Source organism: Rhizobium sp. S96 (assembly GCF_030382195.1).
Classification (GTDB): Bacteria; Pseudomonadota; Alphaproteobacteria; order Rhizobiales; family Rhizobiaceae; genus Rhizobium.
Genome location: NZ_JAUDRY010000012.1, coordinates 1 through 19,208, shown reverse-complemented (window position 1 = coordinate 19,208; position 19,208 = coordinate 1). Strand labels below are relative to the sequence as shown.

Here is a 19,208-nt window from a genome sequence, read left to right as displayed (position 1 = left end):
CGGCAACCGACGAGCGGCCATCCCGCCCGTCAGATCATCGTAGCCGTCCACTATACACGAAAACGATGGTCAGCTCTCCGAAAGCGTCCGCCTCACGGCGCTGCGCCAGCCCTTGAGCTTCGCCGCACGCGTCTTCTCGTCCATGTCGGGTTCGAAGCGACGATTGCGCTTCCAGCTTTTGGCAAAGCCCGCACGATCAGGCCAGACCCCGGCCCTGCTCCCGGCGAGCCAGGCCGCGCCCAGTGCCGTGGTCTCGAGGATCACCGGCCGATCGACAGGTGCGTCGAGAATGTCGGCGAGCCGCTGCATCGTCCAATCGGACGCCACCATGCCGCCATCGACGCGCAGCACGGTGCTTTCCACGCCGCCTTTCCAGTCCTTGTGCATCGCATCGAGCAGATCGCGCGACTGGTAGCAGACCGCCTCGAGCGCAGCGCGGGCAAATTCCTTTGGACCGCTGTTGCGCGTCAGGCCGAAGATCGCACCCCGTGCGTTGGCGTCCCAATGCGGCGCGCCGAGACCGGTGAAGGCCGGCACTAGGTAGAGCTCTTGGGTCGGATCTGCCGCATCGGCAAGCTCGCCGGTGCGCGATGCGCTATCGATAATGCCCAGACCGTCGCGCAGCCATTGCACGGCAGCGCCCGCGATGAAGATCGAGCCTTCCAGCGCATAGGTCGTCTCGCCGTTCAACCTGTAGGCAATCGTCGTCAGCAGCCTGTTCTTCGAGCGCACGATGTCGCTCCCGGTGTTGAGCAGCGCGAAGCAGCCTGTGCCATAGGTCGATTTCATCATGCCCGGCTCGAAGCAGGCCTGTCCGATCGTCGCCGCATGCTGATCGCCCGCTACGCCGAGGATCGGGATCGAGGCCCCGAGGATATCGTGCTCGGTCACGCCAAAGTCGTCGGCACAGTCTTTCACGTCAGGCAGCATCGCCGCGGGAACGCGCAGGATGTCGAGCAGGTCCTTGTCCCAGGCATTTTCGGCAATGTTGTACATCAGCGTTCGCGATGCGTTGGTCGCATCCGTTGCAAAGCACTTGCCACCGGTCAGGCGCCAGATCAGGAAGGTATCGACCGTGCCGAAGCAAAGCTCGCCCTTGGCGGCGCGGGCTCTGGCACCCTTCACATTGGCAAGCATCCAGGAAAGCTTGGTGCCGGAAAAATAGGGATCGAGGAGCAGGCCCGTCTTCTTGGTGAAGGTCTTTTCGAGGTCCTGCTTCTTCAGCTTGTCGCAGTAGCTGGCCGTGCGGCGATCCTGCCAGACGATCGCGTTGTGGATCGGCCGGCCGCTCTCGCGCTCCCAGACAACGACAGTCTCCCGCTGGTTGGTGATACCGAGCGCGGCAATGTCCTTGGCTTCGATCTTCGCTTCGCGGATCGCCATCTTGATCGTGGAGACGACGGAATCCCAGATTTCCTCCGGATCGTGCTCGACCCAGCCGGAACGCGGATAGAGCTGGGTAAACTCCTTCTGCCCCGCACCGGCGATCTGCATGTCGCCATCGAACACGATCGCCCGCGTCGATGTCGTCCCCTGATCGATCGCCAGAACATATCCGCTCATGCCAGTCCTCCCCCGCGTCATGATTATCGCGTCGAATCAATAGGACAGCCGAACGGGCGAGGAAAGCGCCCGGTGTCGTTTTGGACACAAGAGATTTGCCAGGAACGCAATTGCCAGCGCTGCCGCTTTGCGCATAACCTCCCATTCTATTGCGTCGCAAAACCGATCAGACCGGGAGAAGAACATGGCCAGGACAGTCGTCGTCACCGGATCCACCAGCGGCATCGGCCTGGCAATCGCCACGACGTTTGCCGGCAAGGGCGATAACCTCGTCATCAACGGCTTCGGAAAACCGGAAGAAATCAAGGCGATAACCGAACGCCTTGAATCATTGTCCAAAGCCGGCGTGATCCATCATCCGGCCGACATGACCAAGCCGGCGGAGATCGCGGACCTGATCGAGACCGCCGCCACGCGCTTCGGAACGGTCGATGTCCTGGTCAACAACGCCGGCATCCAGCATGTCGAAAAGATCGAGGATTTCCCGATCGAAAAGTGGGACCAGATCATTGCCATCAATCTGTCCAGCTCCTTTCATACGATGCGGGCTGCAATACCGCTGATGAAGGCGAAGAAGCACGGCCGGATCATCAACATCGCCTCGGCGCACGGGTTGGTGGCCTCGCCGTTCAAATCCGCCTATGTCGCGGCGAAGCATGGTATACTCGGCCTGACGAAGACGGCAGCGCTCGAGCTCGCGGAATTCGGCGTGACCGTAAACGCGATCTGCCCGGGCTATGTCCTGACGCCGCTCGTCGAGAAGCAGATACCCGATACGGCCAAGGCCCGTGGGATGACCGAGGAACAGGTCAAGACCGAGGTGATCCTCAAGGCTCAGCCGACGCATGAATTCGTCAAGGCGGAAGAGATTGGCGCGCTGGCTCTCTATCTCGCAAGCGACGACGCCCGTCAGGTCACCGGTACCCATATCTCGATTGACGGTGGCTGGACGGCGGCATAACCATTCAAAATAAAGATAAAAAACAAGGAACAACATGAACGACTGCATCCGCTTCATCCTGAATGGCGAGGACGTCTCCTTAAACGATGTCCGGCCGACCGAGACGCTTCTTGATTTCCTCCGGTTGAAGCGGCGGCTGACGGGCACGAAGGAAGGATGCGCGGAAGGTGACTGCGGCGCCTGCACGGTTCTCGTCGGCCGGCTGATCGACGGCAAGCTGCACTACGAATCCGTCAATGCCTGCATTCGCTTCATGGGATCGCTGAATGCTACCCACGTCGTCACCATCGAGCATCTGGCGGCCAAGGACGGGACGCTGCACCCGGTACAGCAGGCAATGGTCGATTGTCATGGCTCGCAATGCGGCTTCTGCACGCCGGGCTTTATCATGTCCTTGTACGGCCTCTGGCTGTCGAACGAGAAGCCGAGCCGCGCCGATATCGAAAAGGCGCTCCAGGGCAATCTCTGTCGCTGCACCGGTTATGAGCCGATCGTGAAGGCGGCAGAACAGGTGAGCCGTGTTCGCCCGAGCGCATTGTTCGATCCGCTGCAGAGAACCCGATCCGACATCGTCGCAAGGCTTTGGGCCATGCAGCCGAGCGGTACCATCTCGATCACGTCAGGCGACGAACGCCTGCTGGTTCCGAAGTCGGAAGAAGCGCTCGCACGGATTCTGGCCGATGAACCGAACGCAACCATTGTTGCCGGCTCCACTGACGTCGGGCTGTGGGTGACCAAGCAGATGCGGGCATTGAACCCCGTCGTCTTCATCAATCACCTGTCCGAACTGCAGGCGATCACGGCAGGCGAAGGCGGCTTCACCATCGGCGCCGGCGTTACCTACTCCCGCGCCTTCGAAACCATTGCCCGCAAGGTGCCCACGCTCGGTCGCCTTATCGACCGCATCGGCGGCGAGCAGGTTCGCAACATGGGAACGATCGGCGGCAACATCGCTAATGGCTCGCCGATCGGCGACAGCCCACCGCCTTTGATCGCGCTCGGCGCCACCGTCAAGCTGCGCTCAACCCACGGCACGCGTATGCTGCGGCTCGAGGATTTCTTCATCGACTACGGCAAGCAGGACCGCCGCGCCGGCGAGTTCGTGGAAAGCATCTTCGTGCCCTACCCGGCCGAGGACACGAAATTCTCCGTGTACAAGATCACCAAGCGCCGCGACGAAGACATCACCGCCGTTCTTGGCGCCTTCTATCTGACGCTGGACGCCGAAGGTGACGTCAACGACATCCGCATTGCCTTCGGTGGCATGGCCGGCACGCCCAAGCGCGCCCGGGCCGTCGAGAGCGAGCTGATGGGCAAGCCTTGGAACGAGGAAACCATCGAAGCCGCCCGGGCGGCCTTCGATGCTGATTTCCAACCGCTCAGCGACTGGCGCGCAACGGCCGAATACCGGCAGCTGACCGCCAAGAACCTGCTCACGCGCTTCTATCTTGAAACCTCGGGCACGCCCGCGGAACTGCGCCGCTTCGAGGAGGTGGCATAATGGATAAATCTGCCTTCCCCGAACCCAAGTTCATCATCAACGGCGCCATGCACGGTTCGCTGCGCCACGATTCCGCGCACAAGCATGTGACCGGAGCCGCCGACTACATCGACGACCTGCCGGAACCCGCGGGCCTGCTGCACGGCGCGCTTGGACTATCCGACCGCGCGCACGCCGAAATTCTCAGCATGGACCTCTCGGAGGTTGCGGCGACGCCGGGCGTCGTGTGGGTGTTCACCGGCAAGGACGTCCCTGGCGTCAACGATGTCAGCTCCAACGGCAGCCACGACGAGCCGCTGCTTGCCGAGACCAAGGTTGAATTCCACAACCAGCCGATCTTCGCGGTCATTGCCGAGACCCGCGACATCGCTCGTCGCGCTGCCCGCAAGGCCAAGATCGAATATCGCGACCTTCCACACTGGAGCGACATCGACGGCGCACTGGAAAACGGCAGCCCGCTGGTGATCACGCCGATGACGCTGAAGCGGGGCGAAGCCAAGGCCGAGATGGAGAAGGCACCGCGCCGCCTCACGGGGCAGATGCGGATTGGCGGCCAGGAGCACTTTTATCTCGAAAGCCACATCGCCATGGCGATCCCCGGCGAAGACGACGAAGTTGCCGTCTGGTCGTCGACACAGCATCCGAGCGAAATCCAGCATATCGTCGGCCACGTCCTCAACATCCCCTCGAATGCCGTCACCGTGAACGTGCGTCGCATGGGCGGCGGCTTCGGCGGTAAGGAGACCCAGGGCAACCAGTTTGCCGCCCTGGCTGCCATTGCCGCCAAGAAGCTCAAACGCGCCATCAAGTTCCGCCCCGACCGTGACGAAGACATGGCGGCGACCGGCAAGCGCCATGACTTCCTGGTCGATTACGAACTCGGCTTCAACGACGAAGGCCGTATCCACGCGGTGGACGCGACCTATGCCGCACGCTGCGGCTTCTCGTCCGACCTTTCCGGTCCGGTGACCGACCGCGCGCTCTTCCATGCGGATTCCAGCTATTTCTACCCGCATGTTCACCTGACCTCGAAGCCGCTCAAGACCCATACGGTCTCGAACACCGCCTTCCGTGGTTTCGGCGGCCCGCAGGGAATGCTGGGCGGCGAGCGCTTCATCGAGGAGATCGCCTATGCCGTCGGCAAGGACCCCCTGGAGGTCCGCAAGCTCAACTTCTACGGCCAGCCCGGCTCAGGGCGCACCCTGACACCCTACCACCAGGAGGTCGAGGACAGCATTCTGGAGCGGATCGTCGGCGAACTGGAAGAAAGCGCCGATTATCAGGCTCGCCGCAAGGCGATCATCGAGTTCAACCGCGACAGCCGCTACATCCGCAAGGGGATCGCGCTGACGCCGGTGAAATTCGGCATCTCCTTCACCATGACCGCCTTCAACCAGGCCGGCGCCCTCGTCCACGTCTATCAGGACGGATCGGTCCACCTGAACCACGGCGGCACCGAAATGGGCCAGGGTCTTTACACCAAGGTCGCACAGGTCCTCGCCGACAGCTTCCAGATCGATATCGAGCATGTGAAGATCACCGCGACGACGACAGGCAAGGTGCCGAACACATCGGCAACGGCCGCGTCCTCCGGCTCGGACCTCAATGGCATGGCTGCCTATGATGCCGCCCGGCAGATCAAGGAGCGGCTGGTCGGCTTTGCTGCGGATATGTGGGGAGTGCCGGAATCGGAGGTGGTCTTCCTTCCGAACCGCGTGCGCGTCGGCGACAAGGAAATACCCTTCCCCGACTTCATCAAGCAGGCTTACTTCGCCCGCGTGCAGCTCTCGGCTGCCGGCTTCTACAAGACGCCGAAGATCCACTGGGACCGCGCCGCCGGCAAGGGCACACCGTTCTACTACTATTCCTACGGCGCATCCTGCACCGAAGTCTCTATCGACACACTCACCGGCGAATACCTGATCGACCGCACCGATATCCTGCACGATGTCGGCCGCTCGTTGAACCCGGCCATCGATATCGGCCAGGTCGAAGGCGCCTTCGTCCAGGGCATGGGCTGGCTGACCACAGAAGAACTCTGGTGGGATGCCAAGGGCCGCCTGCGCACGCACGCACCCTCGACCTACAAGATTCCCCTCGCCTCCGACCGGCCGAAGATTTTCAACGTCCGCCTCGCGGAATGGTCGGAGAACGCCGAGCACACCATCGGTCGCTCCAAGGCCGTAGGCGAGCCGCCCTTCATGCTTGCTATCTCCGTGCTGGAAGCTCTGTCGATGGCTATCGCCAGCGTCGCGGATTACAAGGTGTGCCCAAAGCTCGATGCGCCGGCAACGCCCGAACGGGTGCTAATGGCCGTCGAGCGAATGAAGAAGGTGTAACTGATGACCCGGCGCGAGGTCCTCTCAGGGTTTATTCCGAGGAGTGACTTCCGCGGTTTCCTCGCGACGCGCCCGCACGCGATCCTGATCGAGATCATCGGCACGCAGGGCTCGACGCCACGAGAAACCGGGACCTTCATGCTCGTCTCCGACGATGCCATCTGGGGCACGATCGGCGGCGGACAATTCGAATACATGGCGATCCGCAACGCGCGGGAACTGCTCGCCGGCTCCGGCGGCCTGGAAACGATGGACATCCCCCTCGGCCCAGAGATCGGGCAATGCTGCGGTGGGCGAACGCAGTTGCGCTTCCGCAAGGTGACGGGCGGTGTCGTTTCCGAGCTGGAGAAAAAACGAAGCGGCGAAACGGAGCAGCAATCCGAGGTCTACCTCTTCGGCGCCGGCCACGTCGGACGGGCGCTTGCGGCTGCTCTTGCGCCGTTGCCGCTGCTGGTAACGCTGGTCGAAACTCGCAAGGAAGAGCTCGCTAACCTACCAGCGGAAGCCCGGACACGCCTCGTCCCGATGCCCGAAGCGCTGGTTGAGGAAATTCCGGCCGGCGCCGCCGTGGTCATTCTCACTCACGACCATGCGCTCGACTTTCTGATTGCGCGGGAAGCGCTCGCCCGCACCGATCTCGCCTATACCGGCATGATCGGCTCCGCCACGAAGCGTGCCACTTTCTCCAGCTGGCTGCTGCGCGAAGGCAGCGGCGAGAGAAGCTGGATGGACAGGCTGACGCTGCCGATAGGCGGCTCGACGGTCAGAGACAAGCGACCTGAAGTCATCGCCGCCATGACCGCCGCCGAGATCCTGACGGCGCTTGCCACCCATCATCGCCTGAGTTCCGCCTCGTAGCGCGGCTCGCGGCCGTCGAGAAATCCGAGGTCGCGCTTCACACGGTCAGGCATCCCTTCCATATAAAGTCGATCGGCCCGCCGGCGGTGGACAAGCATTCTGCGCGCCAAGCCGACGACCCAACGCAGGACGCCGTGACCATCCAATTCTCTGCTGTGCTCGATAGCGCTGCTATTGCAGTTCATGACATCACCTCAACAATCTGATCTGTTAGGTTGCAGTTTGCGGAAAAAAGTGATGCAATTCCAATCGAACAACCATCTGCATACATAAAGAGAACTTATCCATGAAGCTGTCGAAGCAATTCCCGCTGAATGCCCTGCGTGTCTTCGAGGCTGTGGCGCGGCTTGGCAGTTTCACCAAGGCCGGCGAGGAGCTGGGCATGACCCAGACGGCGGTCAGCTACCAGGTGAAGCTTCTCGAGGAGAATATCGGCGAGCCGCTCTTCCTCCGCCGACCCCGCCAGATCTCGCTCACGGAAACCGGTGAACGGCTGGCGCCGCAGGTAGCCGAAGCCTTCGAGACGCTGCAGCAGGCCATTGCCGAAGCCCGCGGCGAGACGGAGGTGACGCTGACGATTACCTGCCTGACCACCTTCGCCTCGCAATGGCTGGCGCGCCGGCTGGGCAACTTCCAGCTCGCCCATCCACATATCGCCGTGCGGCTCAGCACCTCGGACGCGCTTGTCGATTTCAGCCGCGAAGCTGTCGATGTCGCCATCCGCTCGGGCAACGGCGTGTGGCCTGGCCTGCGGGTGGAGAAGCTGATGGAGGTCTTTTTCACTCCGATGCTGAGCCCGGCGCTGGCCGAAAGCATCGGCGGCATCCATGAACCGGCTGACCTGTTGAAGTTGAAGATCTTCGACCCTTCCGATCCATGGTGGCTGCAATGGCTGGAAGAGGCTGGCGTGCGCAGCGCGGGCCTTGAGAAACGCATCAAGAGTTTCTACGGCGCTCAGGCCTTCGAAGCGGCGGCGGCCGTAGCCGGCCAGGGCGTCGCCATCCTGACGCCGGCCTTCTATCCGGACGAACTTGCCAGCGGAAAACTCTACCGCCCCTTCGAACTGCAATGTTCCGACGACCGCGGCTATTGGCTGGCTTACCCCGAAAACCGTCGCAACGTTGCCAAGATCCGAGCCTTCCGCAACTGGATTTTGGCGGAAATGAAGGCGGACGGACAGTAATCAGACGTCAATATCCCATCTCGGGCGCGTAGAAGCAGCGCGGCGTATCCTCGTTCGGAAACAGGCAGAGATGGTAGTCGCCATCGCCTGACTTCATCGCCTTGGTCATCGGCAGAAAAAAGACGTGCGCGTGAGTAACAAGACGGTGATCGCCGGGCAGCAATGTCACCCGATAGCCCCGCGGGGTAATTGCGACGCTCTTCGGAGGGATCATCTGACAGTCGCCGGTCTCGTTGTTGCCGTTGCAACAGAAGGGCTCGTAGCTCCAGCCCGTCGGCGCGTCATGGGCGTAAACCCCTGATGCAAAGGCAATCATCACAAACACAAGAATACTGCGCATCGGCATCTTCTCCGTCGATGAATGCGTCGCCGTGATGATGCGGTTCCGACCTCATCGCGGTGGCCTCAAACAGAAGTGTAATCGAATCTTAACATTTCAAGGACCGCCAAATTCCCACCGGGGAGCGATGCCGCCGCGGGCTGGCCGCCCGTCCATATCCCGCAGGCGGCTACATTCGGGAAAACAAAAATGGACGCACGCACTTAGTCAGCCTGGGGAAGAGCGCTGATTGACGTGTTTCCCCTTTCCTCCGAGCCGAACTTTTTGCATGGTGCTGAATCGGAGGAAGAACAGGGGAACTAAATGTATGAATACGCCATAGCGTGGGAATGGCTGGCCTTTGCTGCTCGCTGGTTTCACGTCATCACCGCAGTCGCCTGGATCGGCTCGTCGTTCTATTTCATTGCGCTCGATCTCGGCCTGGTGAAGCGCCCGCATCTTCCGCCGGGCGCCTATGGCGAGGAATGGCAGGTCCACGGCGGCGGTTTCTACCATATCCAGAAATACCTGGTGGCGCCCGCGCAGATGCCCGAGCACCTGACCTGGTTCAAATACGAGAGCTATTTCACCTGGCTTTCCGGCTTCCTGATGCTCTGTATCGTCTATTACGGCGGCGCCGATCTGTTCCTGATCGATCGCCACGTGCTCGACGTCAGCGCTCCCGTCGCGATCGCGATCTCGCTCGCCTCGCTCGCCGTCGGCTGGATCATCTATGACCTGCTCTGCAAGTCGCCGATCGGCAAGAACACCTGGGGCCTGATGGTGGTGCTCTATGCCGTGCTGGTGTTCATGGCCTGGGGCTATACGCAGCTCTTCACCGGCCGCGCCGCCTTCCTACATCTCGGCGCCTTCACGGCCACGATCATGTCGGCCAACGTCTTCATGATCATCATCCCGAACCAGAAGATCGTCGTCGCCGATCTCATCGCCGGCCGCACGCCGGATGCGAAGTATGGCGCGATCGCCAAGCAGCGCTCGCTGCACAACAACTACCTGACGCTGCCCGTCATCTTCTTCATGCTGTCGAACCACTACCCGCTGGCTTTCGGCACAGCTTACAATTGGGTGATCGCGGCGCTGGTTTTCCTGATGGGCGTGACCATTCGCCATTGGTTCAACACCACGCATGCCCGGAAGGGTCGTCCGACATGGACGTGGATCGCCACCGTCATCCTGTTCATCCTGATCATGTGGTTGTCGACCGTACCCAAGGTTCTGACCGGCGAAAAGGACGCGGCCGCCGAAACCGTCGCGCCCGCTTTCCAGCAGTTTGCCGGCGACCCGCATTTTCCCGCCGTGAAGCAGCTCGTCTCGACGCGCTGTTCGATGTGTCATGCCGCCGAGCCCGTCTATGAGGGCTTGGCGCGGCCGCCAAAGAACGTCGTCCTTGAAAACGATGCCGAAATTGCCGCCCATGCGCGCGAGATATATATTCAGGCGGGCCGCAGCCATGCAATGCCGCCCGGCAATGTGACCGACATCACGCCGGACGAGCGCAAGCTGCTGGTCGCCTGGTTCGAAAGCGCTGTCGAAGGCAAGAAGGAATGATGACCATCCCCCGCGCCCTGCTTCTGCTTTCTGCGCTGGCCCTTTGCGGCCAGATCGCGACGACGGCCTTGGCGGAGGCGACAACGGCGAGCGACTTTTCGGGGGATCTCAACGCCCTCGGGACGGAGCCGTTCTGGGCCGTGACAATTCGGGCTGACGGCGTGACCTTCAGCCGGCCGGGCGAAGACGATGTCAAAAGCGCAAATCCCGGCCCGGCGGTTGCCCAAGGCGCTGCAACATGGACAGTCCCAGGCGGCGCTGCGCCGTTCACGCTGACACTCACCAAGGAAGCCTGCTCCGACGGCATGTCCGACCGCCACTACACTTTCAAGGCAACGCTGGCATTTCAGGACAAGACACTATACGGCTGCGCCGCGTCTCCGGCAGCGATCGCTGCCCAGCCTGCGCCCTGACGCAAGTCGAGAAGCAGCTTCAACGGCCAGTCTCGCGAGATACCAGAGAGCCGCGCCGCACGACACAAACGAAAACCATGATCGATAAAGGCGAACGCCCATGACACAAACCCTTCTCCGTGGCCGCCTGCTCTCCTTCCTGCGTGCCCCGCAGAGCCTGACCGACACCGAGAGCTACCGCTATGAAGCCGACGGTGGGCTGCTGATGCAGAACGGCCAGATCGTCGCGTCCGGGCCATACGCCGAGGTCAAGGCCAAGGCGGCCGGAGATGTTGCCGAGATCGACCACCGCCCGCATCTGATCATGCCCGGCTTCATCGACATGCATCTGCACTTCCCGCAGATGCAAGTGATCGCCTCCTATGCCGCCAACCTCCTGGAATGGCTGAACACCTACACCTTCCCGGAGGAATGCCGTTTCGTCGAGAGCGCACATGCTGAGCGCATCGCGACCCATTTCTACGACGAACTGATCCGCCACGGCACGACGACGGCGGTTGCCTATTGCTCCGTCCATAAGACCTCGGCCGACGCCTTCTTCTCCGAGGCTATGAAGCGCAACATGCGCATGGTCGGCGGCAAGGTGATGATGGACCGCAACGCGCCGCAGGGCCTGCTTGATACACCGCAGATGGGCTATGACGAGACCCGCCAGATCATCGCCGACTGGCACGGCAAGGGACGCAACCACGTCGCCATCACCCCGCGCTTTGCGATCACCTCCACGCCGGCGCAAATGGAAGCGAGCCAGGCGCTGGCGCGCGAATTTCCGGACCTGCATATCCAGACGCATCTCTCGGAGAACCACGACGAGATCAAGTTCACCTGCGAACTCTACCCCGAGGCGGTCGACTACACCGATATCTACGCCCGCTACGGCCTGCTGGGCGACAAGACGCTTTTCGGCCACTGCATCCATCTCTCGGACCGCGAAGCGGATGCGATGAGCGAAGCCGGCTCGGTCGCCGTTCACTGCCCGACCTCCAATCTCTTCCTCGGCTCCGGCCTCTTCCCACTGAAGGCGCTGGCGCGGCGCGACAAGCCTGTGCGTATCGGCGTCGCCACGGATATCGGCGGCGGCTCGAGCTATTCCATGCTGCGCACGATGGATGAGGCCTACAAGATCCAGCAACTGCTCGGCGAACGCCTGAACCCGCTGGAAAGCTACCACCTCATGACATTGGGCAACGCCCTGTCACTGTCATTGGCCGACAAGATCGGCACGCTGGATAACGGCACCGACGCCGACGTCGTCGTCCTGAACGCCGCCGCAACGCCTGCAATGGCCCTGAAGATGGAGGTGGTAAAGACACTGCCCGAAGAACTTTTCCTGCTTCAGACCATGGGTGACGACCGGGCAATCGTCGAGACCTACGTGGCCGGCGTCGCTTTCAAGAGCACAATCTAGGGCAGCCGGGACCGGACGGTCCGCGATTACTCGGATTCCAACATCGATACAGGCCGCCGCAGTGGCAGCCTGTATCGATGCGGAAGGATTACATCGTGCCCATGCTTTTCATTGCGTTGTCCATGTGCATCTTGCAGTCGTCCATCTTCTTGGCCTTCATCGAATCGTGAGCCATCATCATTTCCTTGGATGCCATCTCCTTCTTTTCCTTCATCATCGGATCGGTCATTCCGTCGATTTTCGTCTGCATTTTCATCATCGACGCATTGTCGCATTTCGCCTTCATCATAGTCTCTGCGGCAAGCACCGGCGTGACCGATACCGATGCCAGAACAATGGCAGCCAGGGTGAATTTCAACATCGTCTTCTCCTCATTGTGGGCACCATTGCCCGTTGGTAAAGCCGCTCAGATTCCCGCGTACCATTCGTAACCACGATCTTCCCAGAACCCGCCTTTGCCGCCCCACAGGCCGGCGAAGCTGTCCTTGATCTCGATCCTCATCAGGTATTTCGCGTGCTTGTAGCCGAGGTGCCGCTCGACCCGCAGGCGCAGCGGCGCGCCGTGGGCGACCTCGAGATCCTTGCCGTTGAGCTGATAGGCAAGAAGCGTCTGCGGGTGGAACGCATCTATGAGATCAATGCTCTCGTAATAAGTGCCGCTGCCGTCCATCGTCTGTTCAAGCTGATCAGCACAATAGAACACAGCATAGCGCGCACCAGTCTTCAGGCCCGCGCTCTGCAGCAACGGCCCCAAAGGTGTGCCGGTCCATTTGCCGATGGCGCTCCAGCCCTCAACACAGTCATGACGGGTGATCTGTGTGCGCGATGGAAGCAGCTTCAGGTCGGAAAGAGAAAGGGCGACGGGACGCTCTACCAAACCGTCGATCTTTAGCCGCCAATCGGCGAACCCATTTTCCACAAGGCGAGCATACTCTTCGCTATCGGGCTGACTGGTCCCGTTTGGCTTGAAGGTCGGCGAAATATCCGCCTCCGAGAATTCACGAGCCAGCTTGTTCTTGGGAACCAATAGCCGCTGGCTTTTCAGCGTCAGTTGCTCTGCCATTGCGAGAACATTTTGAACGTTGGCATCTTGGGAAACGTCATCGCAGCCAGTCAGTCCGATAGCCCCGAGCCCTACGGCCGATCCGATCAACAGACGACGGCGTGTGATCGAAAAGGTCATTTATCGTCTCCTGCAATTTCAATGGCATAGCGACCGGTGATCATCGAACGCAGGTTGTTCCAAAGGCCGGAGAGAATGACCATTGAGACGTGCAGGATGACGAAGAGAACGATCGACCACGCACAGATGAAGTGAATGGAGCGCGCTGACTGCCGCCCGCCGAAGACATCGAGCAGAAACGGATATCCCGCGTCGATGCCGGGGGACATGGTCAAACCGGTCGCCAGCATTAGCGGCAGCAGAACGAAGATCACGGCGAGGTAAGCCAGCTTCTGCAGGACATTGTAGTGACGCGCTTTCTCACCCTTTGGAAAGCGCAACCGCGCATGGTCGGCAATCTCTTGCTTGAGATGACGCGGCGACATCTCCTCCGCGCTAGGCGCCAGATCACGGCGGAAGTGCCCCGTTGCGACGCCATATAAGGTGTAAACCAGCCCGTTGATGACGAAGAGCCAGGCAAAGAAAAAATGCCACCGGCGACCTGTTGCCAAGTCCTGATAGCTCGGTATCGTCAACCACGACGGGAAACCTCGTTGCGCTGCATCGTCACCGGCCCCCGAAATGCCCAGAATACCGGTCGTCGTTACAGTGAGACTGCCAACTCGCAAAATGCCGCGGAAACCATCTCCTTCTTCGACCGCCTCGATCGAAAGCCATGAGGGATCGGCGTCGGCGCCATATTGCCCCCAATAGAGGGCCGGATGCGCATTGAATATCTGGAGTCCGCTCATCAAAAGCAGGCTAAGACAGAGCACGTTGATCCAGTGCGTGAGACGAGTCAGCGCCGAATGGCGTTGAATGAATGTCGTCCTTGGCGCTCCCGGCGGTCTTTCGTCGTAGTCTTCGATCGTCGCCATGGTCGTCCCTCGACGCCTGGTTGCGGGCGTCTCATGGCAAGTACGGGGGGCAAGCGATATTTGTTACACCAAGGATGAGATTGTTGTGGCGGCCGCTCGAAGTCGTCTGGCTTTTGACAGTGGATGTCGGCATAGCGAAACCGCCAGAGAGAACGGCTACAACAAGCCATTGAGCGGCATCCTAAAACGCGATCTCGGGCTGTTGACTTGATGGGTATTCTGCAGGCGTGTACCACTTAACGTCGCGACCATGGCAGCGGTTTGGGCCAGCTTCAATGCCTCACCGCGAGATTGGCCGTCGCTTTGATTTCGTGCATGCAAGGAGATTGCCACGCTAGATCGAGCGGCATGTGATCGCTCGAAGCCCGACAATCCTCCAAGAAACCTCAAGCAACAGCGTTGGAGAACTTTTCAGCGCTTCCATCGGTCCCGGAGGAGCATACATTGCCCAAAAGCACAGCCACGACACTCGGACTTGTCTTCTGCCTGCTTGTAACACCGCTTGCCGTTCCGACACCGGCGCATGCCGTCACCATCAACATCAATATCGGAACCAACCTCAACCACGGCCGGCCGATCACCTGCCGCGAAGGGGAATGGCGGATCCGCGACCGTGGCTTCCGCGACGTGCGCCGCATCGATTGCCGCGGCCGCTTTTTCGTCTACCGCGCATGGCGTGGCGCCCAGCGTTTCGAAATCTCCCTCGATCGCCGAAATGGCCGTGTCGTGGACTTCCGCCGTATCCGAAGATAATAGCTCAGGCAGCGCCATCGGCGCATCGGGCAGGAATAGCTGCTGAAGCGACACTTTAGCGCCCCGACCGCAGGCACCCCTGTCACACCCGTCGATAGATCTGGGCGATGGAGCCCTTCGGGAAAACGCGCGAGCTGATCAGCTCCAGGCGCCGCGGCTGGGCGAGGTCAGAGAAGATCGGCAGGCCTTGGCCCAGGGCCAGCGGGTAGACCGTCAGCATATATTGATCGACCAGATCCTCGGCGATGAGGCTCCGCGCGAAGGTCGCACCGCCATGGGCGATGATCGGCTTGCCTTCTCCAGCCTTCAACCTGGAGATCTCGTCGGCGAGGTTGCCGCTTGCCACATAGGCATCAGCCCAGCTTTCCGCTCCCGGCTGAAGCTCTGTCGAAGCCGAGCCGCCCGCCTTCTTTGGCAACATCGCGTTTCCCTGCTTCGAGAAGACCGCCTTGGGTATCTGGTTCATCGGCGGAGCGAAGGCGTTCGTGGACGTCGGCCAGAAGCCGGCCATCCCCTGGAATGTCCGACCGCCCATGATGTGCAGGCTGGCGTTCCAGGCGTTCTCCAGTTTCCAGGCAATGGCCTCCTGATCACCCGAGAATATCCACTCGGTCTCGCCCGCGGGACCGCTGACAAAGCCGTCCAGCGACATCGACATGGCCAGTATCAACTCTCTCATCACTTCCTCCTCGTATTGCTTGCATCAAGGACGGGTCGGATCATTCGGTTCCGACACCGCTCATGCACCAAACACAAGAAACTAGCCGGACCGGCGCTAGAACGCGGCGACCCGCGCAGCGCGGCTCACCGACATCCCTCACCGCTCGCACAATGCATCCGTCACGGCCCGCACCAACGGCACATCCTTGATATCGGTGTGCACGGCAAGCCAGAGATCACGGGTGATTGCCGCGCCCTCAACCGGCAGCTGAGTCAGCCCGTGGCCCGCGGCGATGAAATCCGGCAGCAGGGCCACGCCGCCTCCAGCCTTCACTGCCGTCAGCTGAAACTCGAGCGTCGAAGCCCGGATTGCGATCGGCCGTCCGCCGGCAATCTCCGCCAACCGCTCCTCCTGTGGCGACGATGCCATCGCCTCATCGTAACCGACGAACGTCCAGTCGCGCTCGTCGGTCGTCTCGGCGTAACAAGGTGCCGCATAGGCATGAAAGCCGAGTTCGCCGATCTTCCTGACCGTGAGATCGCCGCTCTCCGGTCGGCTGAGCCGCACGGCGATATCCGCCTCCCGCCGCCCAAGCGATGCATAGCGCGTCTCCCCGATGACTGTGACACGGATGCCCGGATGGCGCTGCCGCAGCCTCACGAGCGGCGCCGCAAGAACCACGCCGGCATAAGCCGGCGGCGCGCTGATGCGGACTTCGCCGACGTGGCGCTGATCGGCTCCGATGCCGCCGCGCTCGATCGTCATCGCATCTGCGCTCATGCGCTCGGCAATAGCAGCGACCCGTTCTCCCTCGGCGGTCAGCTGGATCCGTCGTCCCCGCCGGTCGATCAGTTTCGCACCAATCTCCTGTTCGAGATGCGCCACGCGGCGCGATACCGTCGCATGCTCTACGCCAAGCGCCCGGGCTGCGCCCGACAAGGTCCCCATACGCGAAAGCGCCAGCAGATGCCGCAGATCTTCCCAATCCAGCATTGATCATATTTTCTCATTGAATGTGAAATCATAGGGAATTTTCAATCACACAGCCAGCCTCCATCTTGGACTCCAAGCCAACTCCAGGAGACCGAGCATGGACATCGCAATCACCCTCACTGCTCCCGGCGGCATCGAGCAGCTCACTGTCGTGCGGCAGCAGCCACAAGCGCCTGAAGGAAACGAGATCCGCGTCCGCCACCACGCCATCGGCGTGAACTTCCTTGATATCTATCACCGTAAGGGCCTCTATCCGCTGGCGTCCTATCCCGCCATCATCGGCGCGGAAGGCGCCGGCGTGGTCGAGGCGGTCGGCTCGGAGGTCACGGCGCTCTCGCCCGGCGACCGCGTCGCCTACATGGGCGCTCCCGTCGGTGCCTACGCCTCCACGCGCCTCCTGCCGGCGCACCGGGCAATCCGCCTGCCCAACCACGTCGCCTCGACGCAGGCCGCCGCTACCCTACTCAAGGGGATGACGGCCTACATGCTGCTCACCCGCACCTATGCCGTCACCTCGGCATCGACCATCTTGGTCCATGCGGCCGCCGGCGGACTCGGCACACTTCTCGTGCGCTGGGCAAAGCACCTCGGCGCCACCGTGATCGGCGCGGTCAGCAATGAGGAGAAGGCAGCGCTGGCGCGCGCCAACGGCGCCGATCATCTGGTCATCGGCCGTGACGCCGATCTCGTTGGCGAAGTCATGGCACTGACCGGCGGGCGCGGCGTCGACGTTGGCTATGACGGCATCGGCGGGGCGATGCTGGCAAAGACCATCCAATGCATCCGTCCCTTTGGCATGGCTGCGAGCTTCGGCCAGGCAGCAGGGCCGATACCGCCGGTGTCGATCGAGGCGCTTCGTCCGAACCGCTCGCTGTCGCACCCGAGCATCATGGCCGCGAGCACCGATGCGGACTTTTATGCCCAGGCCGCCGTTGCCGTTATCAACGCCATCGGGCTCGGCATTCTGTCGCTTCCCGTCCGCGAATTCGCGCTCGCGGACGCAGCCGCCGCGCACACTGAGCTGGAGGCCGGACGCAGCAGCGGCAGCCTGCTTCTCATCCCCTGAGCACGTACCGGCGCGTGGCAAAAGATACCGTTTCGAATGCAATTTTTATGTGATATGGCCCGTTGCATTGTTCAGGTTTGAAAGTCTTATCCATGGCCACGCCTCTCACCATTGCCGATCTGAAATCACTCGCCCAGCGCCGCGTTCCGAAGATGTTTTTCGACTATGCGGATTCCGGTGCCTGGACGGAGTCGACCTATCAGGCGAACGAGAGCGATTTTGCCAAGATCAAGCTGCGCCAGCGCGTTCTGGTCGACATGACCAACCGTACGCTTGAGACGACAATGATCGGCCAGAAGGTCTCGATGCCGGTGGCCCTCGCGCCGACCGGCATGACCGGCATGCAGCACGCGGACGGCGAGATGCTGGCAGCCCGCGCTGCCGAGGAAGCTGGCGTTCCCTTCACCCTTTCCACGATGAGCATCTGCTCGATCGAGGACGTCGCGTCGGTGACGACAAAGCCTTTCTGGTTCCAGCTCTACGTGATGCGGGACAAGGACTTCGTCATGAACCTGATCAACCGCGCCAAGGCCGCCAAATGCTCGGCGCTGGTTCTGACCGCTGACCTGCAGATCCTCGGCCAGCGCCACAAGGACCTGCGCAACGGCCTCTCCGCACCGCCGAAGTTCACGCCGAAGCACATCTGGCAGATGGCGACGCGGCCCTTCTGGTGCCTCGACATGCTGCAGACCAAGCGTCGAAGCTTCGGCAACATTGTCGGCCACGCCAAGAACGTCTCCGACCTCTCCTCGCTCTCCTCGTGGACGGCCGAGCAGTTCGATCCCCAGCTCTCCTGGGATGACGTTGCCTGGATCAAGGAAAAGTGGGGCGGCCCGCTGATCATCAAGGGCATCTGCGACGTCGAGGACGCGAAATCCGCGGCTGAAACCGGTGCCGATGCCATCATCGTGTCCAACCATGGCGGCCGCCAGCTCGACGGCGCCCCCTCTTCGATCAGCATGCTGCCGCAGATCGTCGATGCTGTCGGACACAAGATCGAAATCCACCTCGACAGCGGCATCCGTTCCGGCCAGGACGTGCTAAAGGCAATCGCCCTTGGCGCCAAGGGCACCTATATCGGCCGCCCCTTCCTGTACGGTCTCGGCGCCATGGGCAAGGAAGGCGTATCGTTGGCGCTCAGCATCCTGCGCAAAGAGATGGACGTCACCATGGCACTCTGCGGCAAGCGCGACATCAATGATGTCGACTCCTCGATCATCCTGGGCCGCCAGTAAGCTAGCCTATGAGCAGCCCTTTCACAAAAGGCACGAATCCCGACTTTCGCGACATTCTTGCACGCTTTGAAAAGTCACGGTTCAAAATGCCCGTAGTTTCAGCCGCATAGCAGTGAGCGGCTGACTTCCGGTCTTCACGCCAGTTTGCCGCCCTTAAAACCGCAGAGCCACGCCCGGGTAAGCGCCTGGAAGGTGCGAGCCGCGGCCTCATGCCTCGCCCTTAAGCGCCGCTTGACGATAGGTGTCAATCGGCACCCAAAACTGACCCCATATCGGCGTCCAATTTTGACCCCCTTGCTCTGTAGATCAGCGCTTGGCCTGCCCGGCGCTGGCCGGGGTTGCAGAG

General features: G+C 61.5%; 18 protein-coding genes. 11 read left to right on the top strand and 7 right to left on the bottom strand.

Going from position 1 to position 19,208, the window contains the following annotated elements; translation table 11 throughout:
- Window positions 1-69: 69 nt before the first annotated feature.
- Window positions 70-1,563: a glycerol kinase GlpK gene (glpK, locus tag QTL94_RS14885; protein WP_289802403.1), complete on the bottom strand. Its 1,494-nt coding sequence runs from the start codon at window positions 1,561-1,563 to the stop codon at window positions 70-72.
- Between the two features lie 184 nt (window positions 1,564-1,747).
- Here glpK and QTL94_RS14880 point away from each other — a divergent pair, with 184 nt between their 5' ends.
- From QTL94_RS14880 to QTL94_RS14855, 5 genes are all read left to right on the top strand, one after another.
- On the top strand, window positions 1,748-2,524 hold the full coding sequence (locus QTL94_RS14880) for a 3-hydroxybutyrate dehydrogenase (protein WP_289802402.1): 777 nt from the start codon (window positions 1,748-1,750) through the stop codon (window positions 2,522-2,524).
- 34 nt (window positions 2,525-2,558) lie between these two features.
- Complete coding sequence (xdhA, locus tag QTL94_RS14875; protein WP_289802401.1) at window positions 2,559-4,025, top strand: xanthine dehydrogenase small subunit; 1,467 nt, start codon at window positions 2,559-2,561, stop codon at window positions 4,023-4,025.
- Window positions 4,025-6,364, top strand: coding sequence for a xanthine dehydrogenase molybdopterin binding subunit (gene xdhB, locus QTL94_RS14870; RefSeq protein WP_289802400.1), 2,340 nt, complete (start codon window positions 4,025-4,027; stop codon window positions 6,362-6,364). Before xdhA ends, xdhB begins: the two co-directional genes overlap by 1 nt.
- A gap of 3 nt (window positions 6,365-6,367) precedes the next feature.
- Window positions 6,368-7,222 carry a xanthine dehydrogenase accessory protein XdhC gene (xdhC, locus tag QTL94_RS14865; RefSeq protein ID WP_289802399.1) on the top strand — a complete coding sequence of 285 codons (855 nt, stop codon included), beginning with the start codon at window positions 6,368-6,370 and terminating at the stop codon, window positions 7,220-7,222.
- Window positions 7,223-7,508: 286 nt separating this feature from the next.
- Window positions 7,509-8,405 carry a LysR substrate-binding domain-containing protein gene (locus tag QTL94_RS14855; protein WP_289802397.1) on the top strand — a complete coding sequence of 299 codons (897 nt, stop codon included), beginning with the start codon at window positions 7,509-7,511 and terminating at the stop codon, window positions 8,403-8,405.
- A 7-nt stretch (window positions 8,406-8,412) separates the two neighbouring features.
- On the opposite strand, the gene QTL94_RS14850 is transcribed toward QTL94_RS14855, so the two are convergent.
- Window positions 8,413-8,745: a hypothetical protein gene (locus QTL94_RS14850; RefSeq protein WP_065690868.1), complete on the bottom strand. Its 333-nt coding sequence runs from the start codon at window positions 8,743-8,745 to the stop codon at window positions 8,413-8,415.
- A 303-nt stretch (window positions 8,746-9,048) separates the two neighbouring features.
- Here QTL94_RS14850 and puuD point away from each other — a divergent pair, with 303 nt between their 5' ends.
- The 3 genes from puuD (at window position 9,049) to guaD (ending at window position 12,114) form a co-directional block, all read left to right on the top strand.
- A complete protein-coding gene (gene puuD / locus QTL94_RS14845; protein WP_289802396.1) occupies window positions 9,049-10,293 on the top strand; it encodes a urate hydroxylase PuuD in 1,245 nt (414 codons plus the stop codon).
- On the top strand, window positions 10,290-10,706 hold the full coding sequence (locus QTL94_RS14840) for a COG3650 family protein (protein ID WP_065690866.1): 417 nt from the start codon (window positions 10,290-10,292) through the stop codon (window positions 10,704-10,706). The genes puuD and QTL94_RS14840 overlap by 4 nt, the downstream gene beginning before the upstream one ends.
- A gap of 100 nt (window positions 10,707-10,806) precedes the next feature.
- Window positions 10,807-12,114: a guanine deaminase gene (guaD, locus tag QTL94_RS14835; protein WP_289802395.1), complete on the top strand. Its 1,308-nt coding sequence runs from the start codon at window positions 10,807-10,809 to the stop codon at window positions 12,112-12,114.
- Window positions 12,115-12,202: 88 nt separating this feature from the next.
- Here guaD and QTL94_RS14830 read toward each other — a convergent pair whose 3' ends face one another.
- Genes QTL94_RS14830 through QTL94_RS14820 form a run of 3 tightly spaced genes read right to left on the bottom strand, consistent with a single transcriptional unit; the run spans window position 12,203 to window position 14,154 of the window.
- A complete protein-coding gene (locus QTL94_RS14830; RefSeq protein WP_065690864.1) occupies window positions 12,203-12,475 on the bottom strand; it encodes a hypothetical protein in 273 nt (90 codons plus the stop codon).
- Between the two features lie 45 nt (window positions 12,476-12,520).
- The gene (locus QTL94_RS14825) at window positions 12,521-13,297 is read right to left on the bottom strand and encodes a molybdopterin-dependent oxidoreductase (protein ID WP_065690863.1); all 777 of its coding nucleotides are present in this window, start codon (window positions 13,295-13,297) and stop codon (window positions 12,521-12,523) included.
- Complete coding sequence (locus QTL94_RS14820) at window positions 13,294-14,154, bottom strand: cytochrome b/b6 domain-containing protein (protein WP_289802394.1); 861 nt, start codon at window positions 14,152-14,154, stop codon at window positions 13,294-13,296. Before QTL94_RS14820 ends, QTL94_RS14825 begins: the two co-directional genes overlap by 4 nt.
- Window positions 14,155-14,598: 444 nt before the next feature.
- Here QTL94_RS14820 and QTL94_RS14815 point away from each other — a divergent pair, with 444 nt between their 5' ends.
- Window positions 14,599-14,907 (top strand): hypothetical protein, encoded by a 309-nt coding sequence (locus QTL94_RS14815; protein WP_289802393.1) that lies wholly within the window; start codon window positions 14,599-14,601, stop codon window positions 14,905-14,907.
- 82 nt (window positions 14,908-14,989) lie between these two features.
- Here the strand turns inward: QTL94_RS14815 and QTL94_RS14810 are convergent, their stop codons facing one another.
- The gene (locus QTL94_RS14810) at window positions 14,990-15,586 is read right to left on the bottom strand and encodes a dihydrofolate reductase family protein (RefSeq protein ID WP_289802392.1); all 597 of its coding nucleotides are present in this window, start codon (window positions 15,584-15,586) and stop codon (window positions 14,990-14,992) included.
- A gap of 138 nt (window positions 15,587-15,724) precedes the next feature.
- Entirely contained in the window at window positions 15,725-16,561 is an 837-nt protein-coding gene (locus QTL94_RS14805; protein WP_289802391.1) for a LysR family transcriptional regulator, read from the bottom strand.
- A gap of 97 nt (window positions 16,562-16,658) precedes the next feature.
- Here QTL94_RS14805 and QTL94_RS14800 point away from each other — a divergent pair, with 97 nt between their 5' ends.
- Both QTL94_RS14800 and QTL94_RS14795 read left to right on the top strand, forming a co-directional pair.
- Window positions 16,659-17,627, top strand: a complete 969-nt coding sequence (locus QTL94_RS14800) for a quinone oxidoreductase family protein (RefSeq protein ID WP_289802390.1) — start codon at window positions 16,659-16,661, stop codon at window positions 17,625-17,627.
- Between the two features lie 92 nt (window positions 17,628-17,719).
- Window positions 17,720-18,862, top strand: coding sequence for an alpha-hydroxy acid oxidase (locus QTL94_RS14795; RefSeq protein WP_065690857.1), 1,143 nt, complete (start codon window positions 17,720-17,722; stop codon window positions 18,860-18,862).
- Window positions 18,863-19,208 lie beyond the last annotated feature (346 nt).